At 41.4% G+C, this 14,320-nt stretch carries 11 protein-coding genes and 1 riboswitch; of the genes, 7 read left to right on the top strand and 4 right to left on the bottom strand.

All coding sequences use genetic code 11. The features are described 5' to 3' along the window. Positions 1-76: 76 nt before the first annotated feature. Complete coding sequence (locus IEV69_RS09400; RefSeq protein ID WP_188441802.1) at positions 77-880, bottom strand: hypothetical protein; 804 nt, start codon at positions 878-880, stop codon at positions 77-79. A gap of 212 nt (positions 881-1,092) precedes the next feature. Next, positions 1,093-1,189, top strand: a riboswitch (SAM-I-IV-variant riboswitch). A 62-nt stretch (positions 1,190-1,251) separates the two neighbouring features. On the opposite strand from IEV69_RS09400, the gene IEV69_RS09395 reads away from it, so the two are divergent. Beyond that, a complete protein-coding gene (locus IEV69_RS09395; RefSeq protein ID WP_188441800.1) occupies positions 1,252-1,602 on the top strand; it encodes a hypothetical protein in 351 nt (116 codons plus the stop codon). Between the two features lie 818 nt (positions 1,603-2,420). Here the strand turns inward: IEV69_RS09395 and IEV69_RS09390 are convergent. The 3 genes from IEV69_RS09390 to IEV69_RS09380 form a co-directional block, all read right to left on the bottom strand. Next, entirely contained in the window at positions 2,421-4,397 is a 1,977-nt protein-coding gene (locus IEV69_RS09390) for a DUF7619 domain-containing protein (RefSeq protein ID WP_188441799.1), read from the bottom strand. 105 nt (positions 4,398-4,502) lie between these two features. Continuing rightward, on the bottom strand, positions 4,503-5,279 hold the full coding sequence (locus IEV69_RS09385; RefSeq protein WP_229741415.1) for a LytR/AlgR family response regulator transcription factor: 777 nt from the start codon (positions 5,277-5,279) through the stop codon (positions 4,503-4,505). A 2-nt stretch (positions 5,280-5,281) separates the two neighbouring features. Continuing rightward, positions 5,282-7,252, bottom strand: coding sequence for a tetratricopeptide repeat-containing sensor histidine kinase (locus tag IEV69_RS09380; protein WP_188441798.1), 1,971 nt, complete (start codon positions 7,250-7,252; stop codon positions 5,282-5,284). A gap of 214 nt (positions 7,253-7,466) precedes the next feature. Here IEV69_RS09380 and IEV69_RS09375 point away from each other — a divergent pair, with 214 nt between their 5' ends. The 6 genes from IEV69_RS09375 (at position 7,467) to IEV69_RS09350 (ending at position 14,286) form a co-directional block, all read left to right on the top strand. Beyond that, a complete protein-coding gene (locus IEV69_RS09375; RefSeq protein WP_188441797.1) occupies positions 7,467-9,104 on the top strand; it encodes a tetratricopeptide repeat protein in 1,638 nt (545 codons plus the stop codon). A gap of 115 nt (positions 9,105-9,219) precedes the next feature. Further along, the gene (locus IEV69_RS09370; RefSeq protein WP_188441795.1) at positions 9,220-11,523 is read left to right on the top strand and encodes a VPS10 domain-containing protein; all 2,304 of its coding nucleotides are present in this window, start codon (positions 9,220-9,222) and stop codon (positions 11,521-11,523) included. 208 nt (positions 11,524-11,731) lie between these two features. Further along, on the top strand, positions 11,732-12,700 hold the full coding sequence (locus IEV69_RS09365; RefSeq protein ID WP_188441793.1) for a c-type heme family protein: 969 nt from the start codon (positions 11,732-11,734) through the stop codon (positions 12,698-12,700). A 126-nt stretch (positions 12,701-12,826) separates the two neighbouring features. Next, positions 12,827-12,970: a hypothetical protein gene (locus IEV69_RS09360; protein WP_188441792.1), complete on the top strand. Its 144-nt coding sequence runs from the start codon at positions 12,827-12,829 to the stop codon at positions 12,968-12,970. A gap of 178 nt (positions 12,971-13,148) precedes the next feature. Then, positions 13,149-13,634 carry an Hsp20/alpha crystallin family protein gene (locus IEV69_RS09355; protein WP_188441790.1) on the top strand — a complete coding sequence of 162 codons (486 nt, stop codon included), beginning with the start codon at positions 13,149-13,151 and terminating at the stop codon, positions 13,632-13,634. Positions 13,635-13,707: 73 nt separating this feature from the next. Next, a complete protein-coding gene (locus IEV69_RS09350; RefSeq protein WP_188441788.1) occupies positions 13,708-14,286 on the top strand; it encodes a cytochrome b/b6 domain-containing protein in 579 nt (192 codons plus the stop codon). Positions 14,287-14,320: the final 34 nt, after the last annotated feature.

Genomic DNA, 14,320 nt, shown 5'->3' with positions numbered 1-14,320 from the left:
AAGATAACAAAATCAAGACAGCAATATTTAATTGCTGTCTATTTCAATGTTTCTCTACATCTCGTTTGAAACCCTATTAATGTGCTGTTGTTCTGGATTTTGGTTTTTCATACTTAATATAGAAACGATTGGAGCTGTACTTTACAAAATAACTTCTAGCAAAAGGTTCTCTGCTGCCACAAAATTCTTCATATTTACTTTCTTTAAATTCACTCTCCGGATAGTTTGAGATAGCGCTCACATAAAATGTATGTTCTATTGTTTTTAGTTCGTCGTTGCCATTCACCTGGTATTTTATTAGATTTTTAAATACAATGGGACTATTTGTTTCGTTAAAAGTTTCACTATTTACCTGTTTTCTACTTGGATATCTAAATAAATTACAACTTCTGAATAGTGTAGGGTTAATAATGTATTCTGCGATTCTTTTAGAAGATTGAGGAGGAATACTGATCTTAGGTTTTTCAACAGCTGCAACACTACGATCTCCTGCGATTGCTAATTCTGAAGTTTTCGTACCGTAGCCCCCTAAAAGCAAAGCCATGCTATTTGAATAGGACGAGGTAGCTGTGGTCATTCTAGATGATGAAGTTATACGATTTTTATAATAATCATAAGCTCTGTCATTCAGAATAAAAAAACTTTCATCCAGGTGAAGTGTTAATTTCTCTTGGGTTTTATTATAAATCGTAAAGCCACTGTCACCTTCTTCAGCCCACAGGTTATAGGTAATGATGCAATGTTCATCTTCATAGACGAGCCCCTCCTCTTCTTTTGAAATATTTTGCTGAGGCTCTACCTCATAGAGTTGATAAAATGTTCTGCTACAAGAGGTTAATGACAAACACAAGACCATCAAAAATAATAGATTTGTTTTCATAATTAAAAGCTTTTATGGTTTATAAAAACAAAACTAGAGGTGTTTGTGCGTTTAACTATGAGGAATTCCTCATTTAGCTCAAATTTATTCCTAACACTCAATATTATGCGACTCCTCTTCGCTATCGCTTCAACGGAATGACAAATAGCATGTTTGGAATTTGTCTTATGTCTTACGCCCTACAGTCATACGTCAAAAAAAGTAGTATCTTTACAACGTATTCCGAACCCGCCGCAGGCGGGTACCAACCGAGAGCAGTCTCCACGGTGGTCAAACAATACGGACAGCAGGTCAAAAATAAACGTTTTACACCTTTCCTTTTAGTGCCTTGTCGGGATACAAATATGAATGTTTAATTATATCTTATTTGTATGGAAACAGAAATTTCCCTGAGTTTAAAGCCTTTCAGAATCCACAATCTGGAAGCACGCTTACATCAGCTTACTGATTACACTTTTGATGCCCGCCCGGTGCTGTGTGGCAAGGATGCCTTGTTGCTGGATGTATACCACCCGCAAACCAACACCCGGCTGGAGCTCACCGGGGTGGCACCCTATGCGGTGTTGTTTTTTAACAATGACTTTAAATATGCCGGGGCCACGCTCAATTTGAAGTACCACAACAGTCCGTTCAGCATCCTCACGCCGTATAAAAAGATACTGTTGCTCAAATGGCCGCTTGAGTTTGAGTTGAAAAATGTGCTGGGTGTGAATGTGAGGTGAAGGTTTTTAGAATATAGAGTAAAGAAAATAGAAAAGAGACTTTAACCCCTGTGACTTAGGACTGCAAGCATCGCCGTCGGCGCTCCGTCGCAGAAGCTTTAGCGTAGGCGCCCTGAATCCGCCCTTTGGCGAAGCAAAGCAGATAGATGATTTGAATAGTGAATCTTAAAGTCTCTTTTCTATATTCTATTTTCTCTTCTCTATTCTCTTATATGAGCTCACTACTCACCTCCATCTTAATACTGCTTTCATCTAAATATCAGAAAAAATGCACGCATGAGTGTATGGTTCAAGTAAAAACCCAAAAACGAATGTATAGACTCACCTGCATGAATGTATGATTCATGATGCATGAGTGTATGATTCAGGTGGGGTCTATGTATGGTTCATGCATGGTTACTGTATGGTTCGCCTGAAGCGAGTGCCACCCGAGTCCCACTTGAATGCCACTCTAATGCCACTCTAATGCCACTTTCATGCCACCTTAAAGGCATGATAAAGGCATATGAATGCTATAAAAAGTACTTTTCACCAAAAATCAATGACTATTTTTAAGAATAAAATTAATGTTTAAAAACGGTCAACACTAATCAGGGAAGTTCAAATTTGTTGTTTTTTTTCAGTTTTTTTTCAGTTTACATTTTCTGACTTTAGACAGAATATAAAAAAAAAAGAGTTTTATGAGGCCTGTGAGCAACAGGCAAGGGTGAATTTAGAAAGGGAATTGTCAAATTAATAATGACTACAAATGGGTTAAAAAAAAGTGAAGCGATCAAAGATTTTTTCTCTTCACGCTCCACTTCTTCATTTAACACAACTTATTGCTTTATTAGCTTCTTGACAATGCTTCCCTGTGGAGTATTGATTTTGATAAAGTAAACACCTGTTGCCTGCTTAGAAACATCCAGCTGGGTTTCTTGACTGTCTACCAGATGGAGGCGTAACAAGCGTCCCGAAACATCATACCATTCGATGGAGTTCATCAGTGTGCTTGAGGTGATCGTCACCACATCGCGGGCCGGGTTGGGGTACACTTTGATACCGGCATTGAGTTCGGGATCCTGCGTGCTCATTGTGGCTTCAAACAGGGTGCTGGCTTCATTGGTGGTGATGGGAGCGTTGTAATCAAAATAAATGGCTGCTTTGTTCATCACGGCATCGCCTTCCTGCAGGCTATTCAGGGTTTCTACTGCCAGCAATATATTGCCATGTCCTCCTGAGGCCAGTTGGATGTCCTGAAAGAAAAACTCAGCGACATTCCCCACCAAACGGGCTTCCACACCATGAGAGGCATTGAGTAGCAATACCGTTTCAGGGTCAAACTGCTGGGAATTGATTTCCATAGTAACCACCACATTTTCGGCAGGGAAATTACCGGTGTTTTCAAAGCGCACGAGGTAATGAAGTTGCTCACCGATGTTTACAGGGTCTTCGATGTCGCCTTCCAGGCACAAGATATCATTGGGGTCAAAAGCGCCCACTACGGTTTGACTGTGGATATAGGTATTGTCTTCGATGGTTTCGTCGCCAGCCAGAGGTTGTATGATGGCTTCAAAAAGCAGGATGTCATCAATGTTTACCGGGTTGTCTGGGTCTGTTGGAGGGTTAATATCCATCGTGACAACGATGCTGCGTTCCTCAAAGGGAAGCAAATCTTCATAGTCCCAGCGAAGCACTCCTTCTGATTGGCTGTCCGGTGTTTCAGTAGCCGACACAAAGTCCATAAAATTATCCTGGAAGTAAAAGTTCACACCGTCTGTTTGTGTTATGGCCTGGTTGCCTTTGTTGCGATACACAATTTTGTAAGTGGCTTCAAAACCGGGACGGGCAGGAAGCAATGGCGCAATTACGATTTCGAGATCAGGATGCACCCCGTTTGCAGCTATACAAAAGTCGATCACTTCCACACTGTTATCCACCACCGGGAAGGTTACTGAAGCAGTCGTGGGAGTGATGGTGAAAAATTCCATGTTTTCAAAATTGGGTGTCAGGGTGAAGGTGCCCTCTTGAGTATAAAAGAGATACTCTCCGGTATCATCGGTAAAACTGGCTCCGGTTTCAGTGCCGTCTGTCAGGTCCATCCTGATGTATGGCTGAGGAAATTCTACTCCGTCACAACTACCGTCATTGTCCACATCAAACAGCATCTGCCCGGTAATGGTGTTGTAATCGCCCCCCGGGGTAACGGTACAGTAAGAAGAGACGTGTTTGCCGGTTCCTATATCATTCAAAAATTCGTCTATGTCTTCAATTTCACTTTCATCTGCACAGACATAGCAATCGTCAGGCAGGTTGGCCCACATTTCCATCCAGGTGCCGGTACCAATTTCGAACGGATCAAATGTGTTTCCATTTTTTACATTCATAAAGGTAAGGGGGTTGCTGAGTGCCCATACAAATTCAAGGTTTGGGTTATCAGATAAGTCCAGTTCAGTTAGGTTGTTTGCTGAACAAGTAAGGTTTAGAAGCTCGGTAAGGGCGGAAACGTCCAATACATCCAGGTTGTTTTGGTCACATAACAAATCGGTCAGGTTTGTAAAGGCTTCAATACCTGTTAAGTCATCAATGCCGGAGTTAATAACGTCCAGCTCATAGACTGTAAGTGCTTCACTCACCTGAATTTCGCTATCCCCATTGGTGTCAATGACAATCGAAACCCCGTTTTGGTCTTTGGCGGTGTTATTGCCGGCGCTTGCCGCAAGCAATGTGTTCTTAAAATTGGTGTCAGGAATATTGACCACCTGGGCCTGGGCCAGTCCGCATATAAAGAGGAAAAGAAAGGTTAACTGTTTCATAGTATATATTTTTGATTGCTCGTGTATTGTTTTAGCGAATGTAACTTGAAAGTTTTAGATTTAATGGGGTCAATGAGTATATCACAGGTTTCATTTAGAATTTGTTCAAATGGTTTTTAAAATTTCCTGCAGCCGTTCTTTTTTACGTTGCGAAATGGGTAAATGACTGCCGTCTGACATCACCACATAGCCGCCATCTTTTCTAATGTATGATTTTAAAAAGGCCAGGTTGATGAGGTGTGATTGATGAATGCGTTCAAACCCCTGCCCTCCCAGCAGTTCTTCATACTCCTTCAGGGTTTTTGAAATCAAAATACTTTTGCCGTTTACAAAGTAAAATTTGGTGTAATTGTCTTCTGATTCACACCGCAGTATTTCGTTGATGTTAAACAAGTGTATGCCCTCTGCAGTTGAAAGGGCGATGCGTTTGAAGTTATCGGCTTTCTTCCGGATGTTTTCCAGCAGCAGTTCGATGTGTTCAAAGTTTTCATGCTTTTGCAGGGTGGCTTGTATTTTGGCAACCACTTTTTGCAGTTCTTCAGGATCCACGGGCTTGAGTAAAAAGTCGAGTGCGCTAAAGCGAAATGCTTTGATGGCATATTGCTCGTGTGCGGTGATAAACACCACCTGAAAGGAAATTTTCCCCTGAAGTTCCGTCAGTTTTTCAAGGATGTCAAATCCGGTGCCCTCTGAAAGTTGTATGTCGAGGAACACCACCTGCGGATTTTGGTTGCTGATCACTGCAATCGCATCATGGACGTTTTCGGCCTCACCGACTATTTGAAACTCCGAAGCATACAGCTCCAGCATGGCTTTCATGCCTTTTCGCAAATGGGCATCGTCATCGACCAATACAGCTGTTATCTTTGGTTTGTTTTGCACGTTTAAGACTTTTTAATGGGTTGTTTTGAATCATATTGTAAAGGCAACTGCAGCACCACCCGGGTGCCGGTGGTGTTTCCCTGGCTATCACTGGTTTCTTCGATGCTCAGCTTGGACGATTTTGCTGTGGAGTTTTCAATCATTTTCAAGCGGTTTCTGATGATGTCCAGCGCCATGGATTTGTGAACAGAAACTGATTGTTCTTTGAGTCTTTGGGAGGTTTTAATTCCGATGCCATTGTCAGTTACCGTACACACCAATTGATTGTTTGTAATAGAAAAGTCGACAGACAACATTCCTTGTTCCTTTTTGGGAATCACCCCGTGTATAATGGCATTTTCCACAAAAGGCTGTATCAAAAGCGGCGGCAGGGCCACATCATCTTCAATTTGTGGGTCTTTGGTAATGGAAAAGTCAAAGGCTCTGTTGAATCGCAACTGCTCCAGCTCCAGATAATTCTGCAGGGCTTCTATTTCTTTGTCCACGGGAATGAGTGATTCCTTGGAATACTCGAGCGTGAGCCGCATCAATTTAGAAAACTTGGCGAGGTATTTTATGGCAGAGTCGTTGCCGTTTTGAACGATAAAACTCGAGATAGACCCCAGGCAATTAAACACAAAATGCGGATTCATTTGCAGGTGCAAGGCTTTTTGTTCATACTCGGCCAGGTTTTTCTGAAGGGTAAGTGTTTTTTTAAGTTGGTTGCGGTTGTAAAACAAAAAGCCCAGACCCACACTTAAAAACACAAACACAGCTCCAAAAATGAGTTGCTGCCGGTGCCGTTTAGACTGCTCGCCCAAAATTGCGGCTTGTTGTTGCTGCTGTTCTTTATGGAGGGCTTCCTTTTTCTCAAATTCAAAATCCATTTCAGACTGAATGGTTTTGCGAATGTTTTGGTAGCTCACCAGGCTGTCTTTAAACCGGTCATACTCTTTGCCGTGAATCAATGCCTGGCGGTAGTCGCCAGTTTGCTCATAGATGTCCTGTAGTTGTTGCTCGGTAAGCACCAGCATTTCAAGTGTTGCGATTTCTTTGGCCAGGTCCTGTGCTTTTTGGGTAGCAGTGATTGCTTCCGCATACTTTTTTTGAGTGGTGTAAAATCCGCCTAAATAGTAGTAGGTATCAGAAAGCCCGAATTTATCATCAATCTGCTCAAAAGAGTGGATGGCCTTTTCCCAGGATTGCAGGGCTTTTTCATTTTCCCCCGCTTGTTGGTAATACACCCCCAGGTTGTTATAAAGCTCACCCATCCCCCTGCTGTCAGGATGTAGCTGAAACTGCTGTAGCGCCCGGTCATAATAGTCCTTGGCCTCCTTCAGTTGTTTTTGAGAGAGATAACTATTCCCAATGTTTGTCGTGGTAGTGGCGATCGTGGGGTCGTCCAGACTATCTTGCAAGGTATAGGCCTTAATAAAATAGTTCAATGCTTTAAAATGGTCTTTTTGGGCCTTAAACACAATACCGATGTTGTTGTACACCCGGGCCAGCCTTTGTTTGTCCTGTCCGTTTTCATAAATCCGCAGGGCTTTTAAATGGTATTGCAAGGCTTTGTCATAGCTGCTTTGCTCAGAAAACACGATGCCGATACTCCCATATACGCGCGCCAGTTGCTCTTTAAACTCCGTTTCAGAAACCGACTCATAAAGGTCTTTCGCGAGGCGAAAATACTCCAGGGCCTCGGGATATTTCCCGGTGATGATGTTGTAATTTCCCAGGTTGATATAAGCCGTTCCCTGCGCTTCTGTGAAGTTTATTTTTTTTGAGATTGTGAGTGCTTCCTGAGCATAGCCCTGAGATGCTTCTGGATTGTTGTACAGGCTGTAACCGGCAAGGGTGTTTAGTGTTTGCGCTTTGTCAAGATCGTTTTGCTGAGTTGACAGGACAGCTTTTAAACTGTCTATTTGCTGTTGTTGCGCAAAGACAGTTAACGTGAAAAACAGGAAAAAGGCAATCAGTTTGAAGACATTTGTCATTGTCAAGGCATTAAATCACAAAACAAATGTAGGGTTTCCTCACTTTGATTCCATGTTAAATTAGAATTTGCAGCGTTTCATTGAGAATTTGATTGATTGTGAGTGGGTATGGCATGGGTATAATTAAGTTCATTACACTAAAAAAAACAGCTATGCCATCTCATTTAATTTTTCGACATTTGTGTTCGTCCAACCACCAAGCCATTCAGCCCTTATGAAAAGATGGGTGTTTTTGTTTTTCTTCTCCTTAGTATCAGTACCGGGCATAGCTCAGCAAGAAAGTGACACGCTGATCAGGCAAGCTGTTGAATCGATGTATATCAAAGACTACAGCCGTTCACTGGAATTACTTGCTGAAGCCAAAACACTGGCCGTCGAAAACAACTGGCACAAGCAACACTTTCTGGCACTCAACAATATGGGCGCCAACTATTATTCTATGCTGGACTATGGGGAGGCCCTCAATTACTATCTGGAAGCTTACACATTGGCTATCAAAGAGCTGGATGCACAACAGGAAATGACCGTGTTGAACAATATTGCCATCTTGTTTTTACGCGAAAAAAATTACAGCCGTGCCATCGAATATTTTGAAAAAGCCTATGAACTTGCCAAAAATGTAAGCGATCAAAAAAAAATTGCCCTGTATGCCGTCAACCTCGGTTTGGCATACAACAGCAACGAAATGCCACAACAAGCCCTTTACTTCCTTGAAGAGGCGCTTTCACTCAGAGAAGAAAACCCCGCCGTGGTTACTGAAGCCCAAATTGGTTTGGCAGACAACCTGCTTTTGAGAAAGGAATATGCAAAAGCTGTTGAACTTGCGCTTGAGCTGCTCTCACAGGAAGAACTTAAACAGGATACTGAACTCAGACTTTCGGTATTGCTCATCCTTTCCAATGTTTATGAAGCCCTGAATGAATTACTTACGGCGGAATCCTATGCCCTCAAAGCGCTCGAAAAACCGGTAAACCTGGAAAGTAAAATGCTGGTATATGAACAGTTAGTAGCACTGTATACTCAAACCGATCAGTATGAACAGGCACTTGCCGCCAAAGACTCATTGTTGAGTTTACATACAGACCTCAACAATATCAAAAACGGAAAGCTGTATGAAACGAACAAAGTAAAGTTTGAAATACAAAATTACCAGCAGCAACTAAGAGAGAATAAACAAAAACTGGAAAAGCAGCGCAAATCCTATTTTCAGTTATTGGGTGGTGCTCTTTTGGCTTTTTTACTCACCGGCTGGGCCTTGCGTAACAGCTATATAAAAAACAAACAAGAGAAAGTGTTGCACCGTCGAAATCAGGAATTGAATGCCCTGGAGCTTAAACAAAAGCAAAGCGACAACCTGCTTCTGGAACAACAAATGCAGGAAAAAGAAACACTCGGTTTACTGGAGCAGGAACGATTGAAAAACGAAATAGAAGTGCGCAATCGCAAACTATCGGCCAAGGCACTCTACCTTTCTGAACGCAATGAACTCATTGCCGCCCTCATCAATGATTTATCAAACAATCCGGAAATCAACGACAATAAAAGCATCAAAGAACAAATTAAAAAGCTGAAAGCATTATTGAAAACTGATGCTGAATGGGATGAGTTTATCAGGCATTTTGAAGAGGTAAATCACAACTTTTTGACGCGCTTGAAAAGGCGTCATCCCAGCCTGAATGCCAACGACATTCGGTTTGTGACCTATCTGTATATGAATTTAAGTCATAAAGAAATAGCAGCCTTGCTCAACATCACCGCCGAGGCCTGCAGAAAACGCAAAGAACGCATTTCGAAGAAAATGGAACTGGAAGACAGCTCTTTACTCTTCAATTACCTCTCTTCTTTAAAATAAGCATCACACTTTTGACCAATCCATGTCACACTTTTTCGGTGTAATTTTTAGATTGATTTCATTTGGTTTTGGAACATTTGGCAAATCAATTTTAAAAACGAATAAAAGAGAACAAATGAAACACTTATTTACTTTAACACTGATAGCCGTTTTTAGCATCATGAATATTTGTACGGCTCAAACTCCTTTAAGCTTTGAAGGAACAGATGCCTATGGACGTTTAGACGACATCACTTTTGACCCCACTACTGAAAATAAGCTCTATGCAGTCACCCTGGGCAACCACATCCTCGTTTCAAACGATAAAGGTGAAACCTGGGATATTTTATTTTCTTTTCCTGAAAATGAAGTATACCTGAAAAACCTGCGCTATCTGAACGGGCATCAGCTAAGTTTTTATGTGGACTACTCAGAGCAAAACAACGGCATTTACATCTATGACCTCAACAGCAACAGCATCGTGAAGGAGTTTATATTGCCCATTCCACCAGATTCTGACAAAGAGTGGGTAATGTTTTATGACTTGCAGGAAAACAATACTGATGTGCTGATTGCCTATCAAGGCTACCGTGTAGGCTTTGCCGGCTTTGGAAAAGTATATTACACTAACGACGGAGGAAGTAACTGGAATGAAATCTATTTTACCGAAAACTATGATGGGGTATTTCCAAACAGTGTAGCGGTGAGTCCCAATAATGCTGAAAAAGTTTTCATCATGCGCGATATTGGCCCCGAATACAATGCCGGCGGAATTATGATTTCTGAAGATGCTGGAGCCACCTGGAGTACCGAGCTTATAGGTTCCTCCTTCTATGCACTGACCTTTCACCCGCAAGACCCTGAAAACATACTGGCGGGTACTTATGTGGGTCATGACGAAAACCACCAGCAAGACCTCTATCATTCACTGGACGGTGGGGCCAGCTGGACGGCATCCAACCTCAGCTGGACAGATGACATTATGAACAATATCAACAAAATTGTCTACAATCCAAACGACCTCAACCACTTGTTATTACTGGAGGAAAATGAGGTACTGATAAGCTATGACGGCGCATCAAACTGGACCAATTATGTCTATCCCACCGAAGATCCAACCATTTATTACTATGGTCTGAATGCTTCATTCAATCCTTTTGCATCAAATGAGGTGTTTATCAATGCAAATTATCACCCCATGTTTTCAACAGATGGTGGAGAAAGTATGAGCAGGCATTACAATAGGTTTTACCATTCAACCCTTGTAAGTATTTTTGAAAACGAAACTGAAAAACATTTGTATCACAGTGTTCAGCAGGGCATAGTCCACACTAATATTAATACTGGTGAGGAACAGCATTATGACATTGTGCCCATTTTTATTTTTTCAAATGAAGGCATTCCTTTTTATAAGGCAGATTCTAATATTCCGGGGCGATTATACTCATTTAGAGGTGGTTTTTCCGGTTCTAACTTATATGTAAGTGACGATCATGGACAAACAACTGAAAGCATTTATCAAATCTTTTTTGACAACCTGGTTCAGCTAACTGCAGATCCAAATGATACACACAAAGTATGGGTATCCTTTTTTGAGTCAGGTGTGAAAATCCTTGATTTTTCAGATATGCTCAATGTCGTTGAAACGGAAGTTGTCTTGCCGGAAACAGGCCTTATCTATGCCATCCACATAGATGAGTCAAACTCAGAGCACGTATTAATTTCGCTCAACAATAAAGTATATGAATCTACTAACGGGGGTACTAGCTGGGTGGATATTTCCAATGGATTATCACTGTCCTCAGAAGATATGATTTTTGACCTGCAACGCAATCCGAATAACCCGGAAATGTATCTGTTGGCAGCACAGTCAGGTATTTACAAAACTACAGATGGTGGTCAAAACTGGGAGCAGGTTCACAGTGATTTCAACGTAAGAAAATTAAAATTTTCACAACATACAGACGGTCATGTGATTGCTGCTGTACCCACTTCCAGTTATAACAGTTCAAAGGTACTTTACAGCGGAGACAATGGTGACACCTGGACTACAATCACTACAGATATGTTTGCCAATACCGGCACATACAGTATGGATTTTAGTTTTGAAGAAGAAAGCGTTGAGGTCTATATGGCTACACTCGATTTGGGGCTGGTGAAGTTTTCTATAGATTTAAGTACTCTGTCCGGTCCTGAATTTGAAAATGCTGCTACGGGTAAGCTACGCATCTATCCCAATCCTGCGCACCAGTTGATCACTGTTGATTTAGCGGGTGAAACCATACAACAGGTGGAGGTTTATACTTCTTCCGGAACGAGGGTTTTACAACACAAAGCACAAACCACCATTGCTTTGGACTCCTTAAGTGGCGGGGTCTATTTTGTAAAAGTAACCTCTGAATCTGGGACTGTTTTTGTGAAAAAAATCATCAAGAAATAGGCTTTAACAGGCTTATATTAAGCTTTCTCAGGCTGAATCAAAACCCTTGTCAATAAGAGACAAGGGTTTTTTTGTTTAAGTTAAAAATGTACTTACGAGTGAGGTTGAAAAAATTAAATTTGACAGGTGACTTATTTATGCATTGAGTAACCTAAGTTACATTCCAAAAAGCACAATCTTTGTATTTTTATTGTTCAAATAAAGTATTATGAAACTTGTCATCGCAGCACTAAGTATTCTCTTTTTATTAAGCAGTTGCAAAAATAAATCAGAAGGCTATGAAGCTCAGGAAACCAATGATGCGCTTGCAATCGTAGAACACCCCGGTAAAAAACTACTGGAAACGCATTGTTATGTATGTCATGCCCCACAGGGTGTGGGTCACGACAACCGCATCGCCCCTCCTATGGCCATGGTACAAAATCATTACATTAATTCAAACACCTCTAAAGAAGCCTTTACCAAAGACTTTTTGACGTTTCTTGAAAAACCTTCAGAAGACATTGCTAAAATGCCGGGGGCCATTCGCAATTTTGGATTGATGCCTTATCAGAAATTTCCGCAGGACGCCCTGGAGCAGATTGCTGACTATTTGTATGAACACAATCCGCTGGATGAAACCCGCCCCGGACAAGGGAAAGGTATGGGCAGAGGAATGCGCCGCGGTATGGGTCAAAACGACACCCTGAAAAACACCCTCGAACGAAAAGCTGAAATCGGTCTGGAGTATGCCCTCTCCACCAAACAACTGCTGGGACAAAACCTGATGACCGCCATTCAAAAGGAAGGAACCTTGCACGCATTGGAGTTCTGTAATATTGAAGCCATGCCCCTTACAAAGCAAATGGAAGACAAACACGATGCCGTCATCAAGCGGGTGAGTGACAAAAACCGCAACCCTAACAACGCTGCCAATGAAGAAGAGCAGTATTATATAGCTTATTTTCAAGAACAAATTGACTTGGGAAACGATCCCAAGCCGGTGGTATTACCTCTGGGAAATCAGACGCGGTTTTACTATCCCATTGTGACCAACAGCATGTGCCTGCAGTGCCATGGCAAACCAAATACAATTGATTTAAAAGTGCTGGATAAAATTAAAGAATTGTATCCCAATGACCTGGCAACGGGTTATGAAGAAAATGAGGTGAGAGGCATTTGGAGCATTGTTTTTTAATGTATAAAATTAGTTTCAAAAACTGATAAATGTCATCGTTTATTTGAAATGATCGAAGTAACTTTAAGCATCCAAATACCATTACGGCCTACTAAATGTTTTTACGTTCATTAAAATTTATGTACCATGATTCCTTTGCGTTACAAAGAACGGTACAAACAGCTATTGCATAAAGACAGAATCACCAAAGAGGATGTCAAGCTGTTTAAAGAAGCCGTAGCACATTTTGTAATCAGGTATCCCGACTGGAAAAACTTAAATACAACCTAGTTTTTCTGATGTTTGTTGCCCCTGGTTCAAAAATGTAAGGATCCACTCCGGTCGCTGACCGGATATTCAGAAGTCGCTACTACCCCCCTTCTGAAATAATTATGCTGCTGTGTTTTCTAAAAAGGAGCACCTCAGTTTCTAAACAATTATACAGGTTTCACTTTAAAACCTTTAGATCATGCCACTTGTTGCCAACAAAAAGAGACGCTTACCTGCGTTTGTTGAACCCTCCATCTTTAAACACCCGTTTTTTGATGAAGTGTTGGATCGACCCAAAGACATTTTTAACATCAACCGCCTATTTCAAGGAATTTCAGATGCGGACATTGACTTCAGTCCGGCAGTTAATGTGAAGGAGCAGCCCAAACATTTCACCATTGAAGTCGCCGCTCCCGGATTTTCGAAAGACGATTTTGACATCACCATTGAAAATGGAATGTTGAATTTATATGCCGAAAAAGAACAACAGTCTGAAGAAGAGAAAGAAGGCTATGTTAAAAAAGAGTTTAGTTACAATCGCTTTACAAGAAGTTTGCGTTTACCGGAAACCGTTAACGAAGAAAAAGAAGTAAAAGCTATTTACAAAAATGGTATTTTACAACTCACACTTCAAAAAATGGAGCCCGAAAAAACCATTCCTCCCAAAAAAGTAAAAGTAACCTAAACTTAAGGGAAGGTGCTTTTGTAGTTGGGAGCACCTTCCCTAAATTAATTTAAAGCACCCATAAAACAATCTTATGCACCCCTACTCACGTACTTTTCGCCTGCTCCACTGGGCTATTGCGTTAACATTCCTTTTTCTGGCGCTCACCATCTTTTTAAGGCTAACCTGGCTCAATAAATTTGGTATCGCCGATATCCTTGAACAAACCCTGGTCGCCTCGCAAAGCACACTTAGCTATGACGAATTGATTGTCATTGCAAAACAAATCAGGAAACCAATGTGGGACTGGCATATTTACAGTGGTTATTTGTTGACAGGCTTAATTAGCCTTCGAATATGGCTGGGAGCTAGCGGAAAAATGGTGTTTCAGAATCCATTTAATAAAAATCTCTCATCCCGGGAACGTTTTCAATATGGGGTGTATCTGGTATTTTATCTATTTGTTGCCGTTTCTCTCATCACCGGTCTTTTGATAGAATTGTTCCCTAAAACGTTTAAAGCCTCCCTGGAAGACCTTCACAAACTTTCAGTTTACTACTTAGCAGCCTTCATCGTGCTACACCTGGCCGGGGTGCTCATTGCCGAATTCAGCCATCATAAAGGCATTATCTCAGAAGTAATTAGTGGACACAAACGGTCCACTGAAAAGTAATTAATGGCCTGTTTGTTTTTCAATTGAAATCTGA

Source organism: Planktosalinus lacus (assembly GCF_014640155.1).
In the GTDB taxonomy this organism is placed as follows: Bacteria; Bacteroidota; Bacteroidia; order Flavobacteriales; family Flavobacteriaceae; genus Planktosalinus; species Planktosalinus lacus.
This window is presented reverse-complemented; position numbering and strand designations above follow the sequence as displayed.

Coding starts and splice junctions, on each gene's coding strand:
- IEV69_RS09395 (WP_188441800.1), top strand. CDS start 1,252: ATGGAAACAGAAATTTCCCTGAGTTTAAAGCCTTTCAGAATCCACAAT.
- IEV69_RS09365 (WP_188441793.1), top strand. CDS start 11,732: ATGAAACTTGTCATCGCAGCACTAAGTATTCTCTTTTTATTAAGCAGT.
- IEV69_RS09375 (WP_188441797.1), top strand. CDS start 7,467: ATGAAAAGATGGGTGTTTTTGTTTTTCTTCTCCTTAGTATCAGTACCG.
- IEV69_RS09380 (WP_188441798.1), bottom strand. CDS start 7,252: ATGACAAATGTCTTCAAACTGATTGCCTTTTTCCTGTTTTTCACGTTA.
- IEV69_RS09370 (WP_188441795.1), top strand. CDS start 9,220: ATGAAACACTTATTTACTTTAACACTGATAGCCGTTTTTAGCATCATG.
- IEV69_RS09360 (WP_188441792.1), top strand. CDS start 12,827: ATGATTCCTTTGCGTTACAAAGAACGGTACAAACAGCTATTGCATAAA.
- IEV69_RS09350 (WP_188441788.1), top strand. CDS start 13,708: ATGCACCCCTACTCACGTACTTTTCGCCTGCTCCACTGGGCTATTGCG.
- IEV69_RS09355 (WP_188441790.1), top strand. CDS start 13,149: ATGCCACTTGTTGCCAACAAAAAGAGACGCTTACCTGCGTTTGTTGAA.
- IEV69_RS09390 (WP_188441799.1), bottom strand. CDS start 4,397: ATGAAACAGTTAACCTTTCTTTTCCTCTTTATATGCGGACTGGCCCAG.
- IEV69_RS09400 (WP_188441802.1), bottom strand. CDS start 880: ATGAAAACAAATCTATTATTTTTGATGGTCTTGTGTTTGTCATTAACC.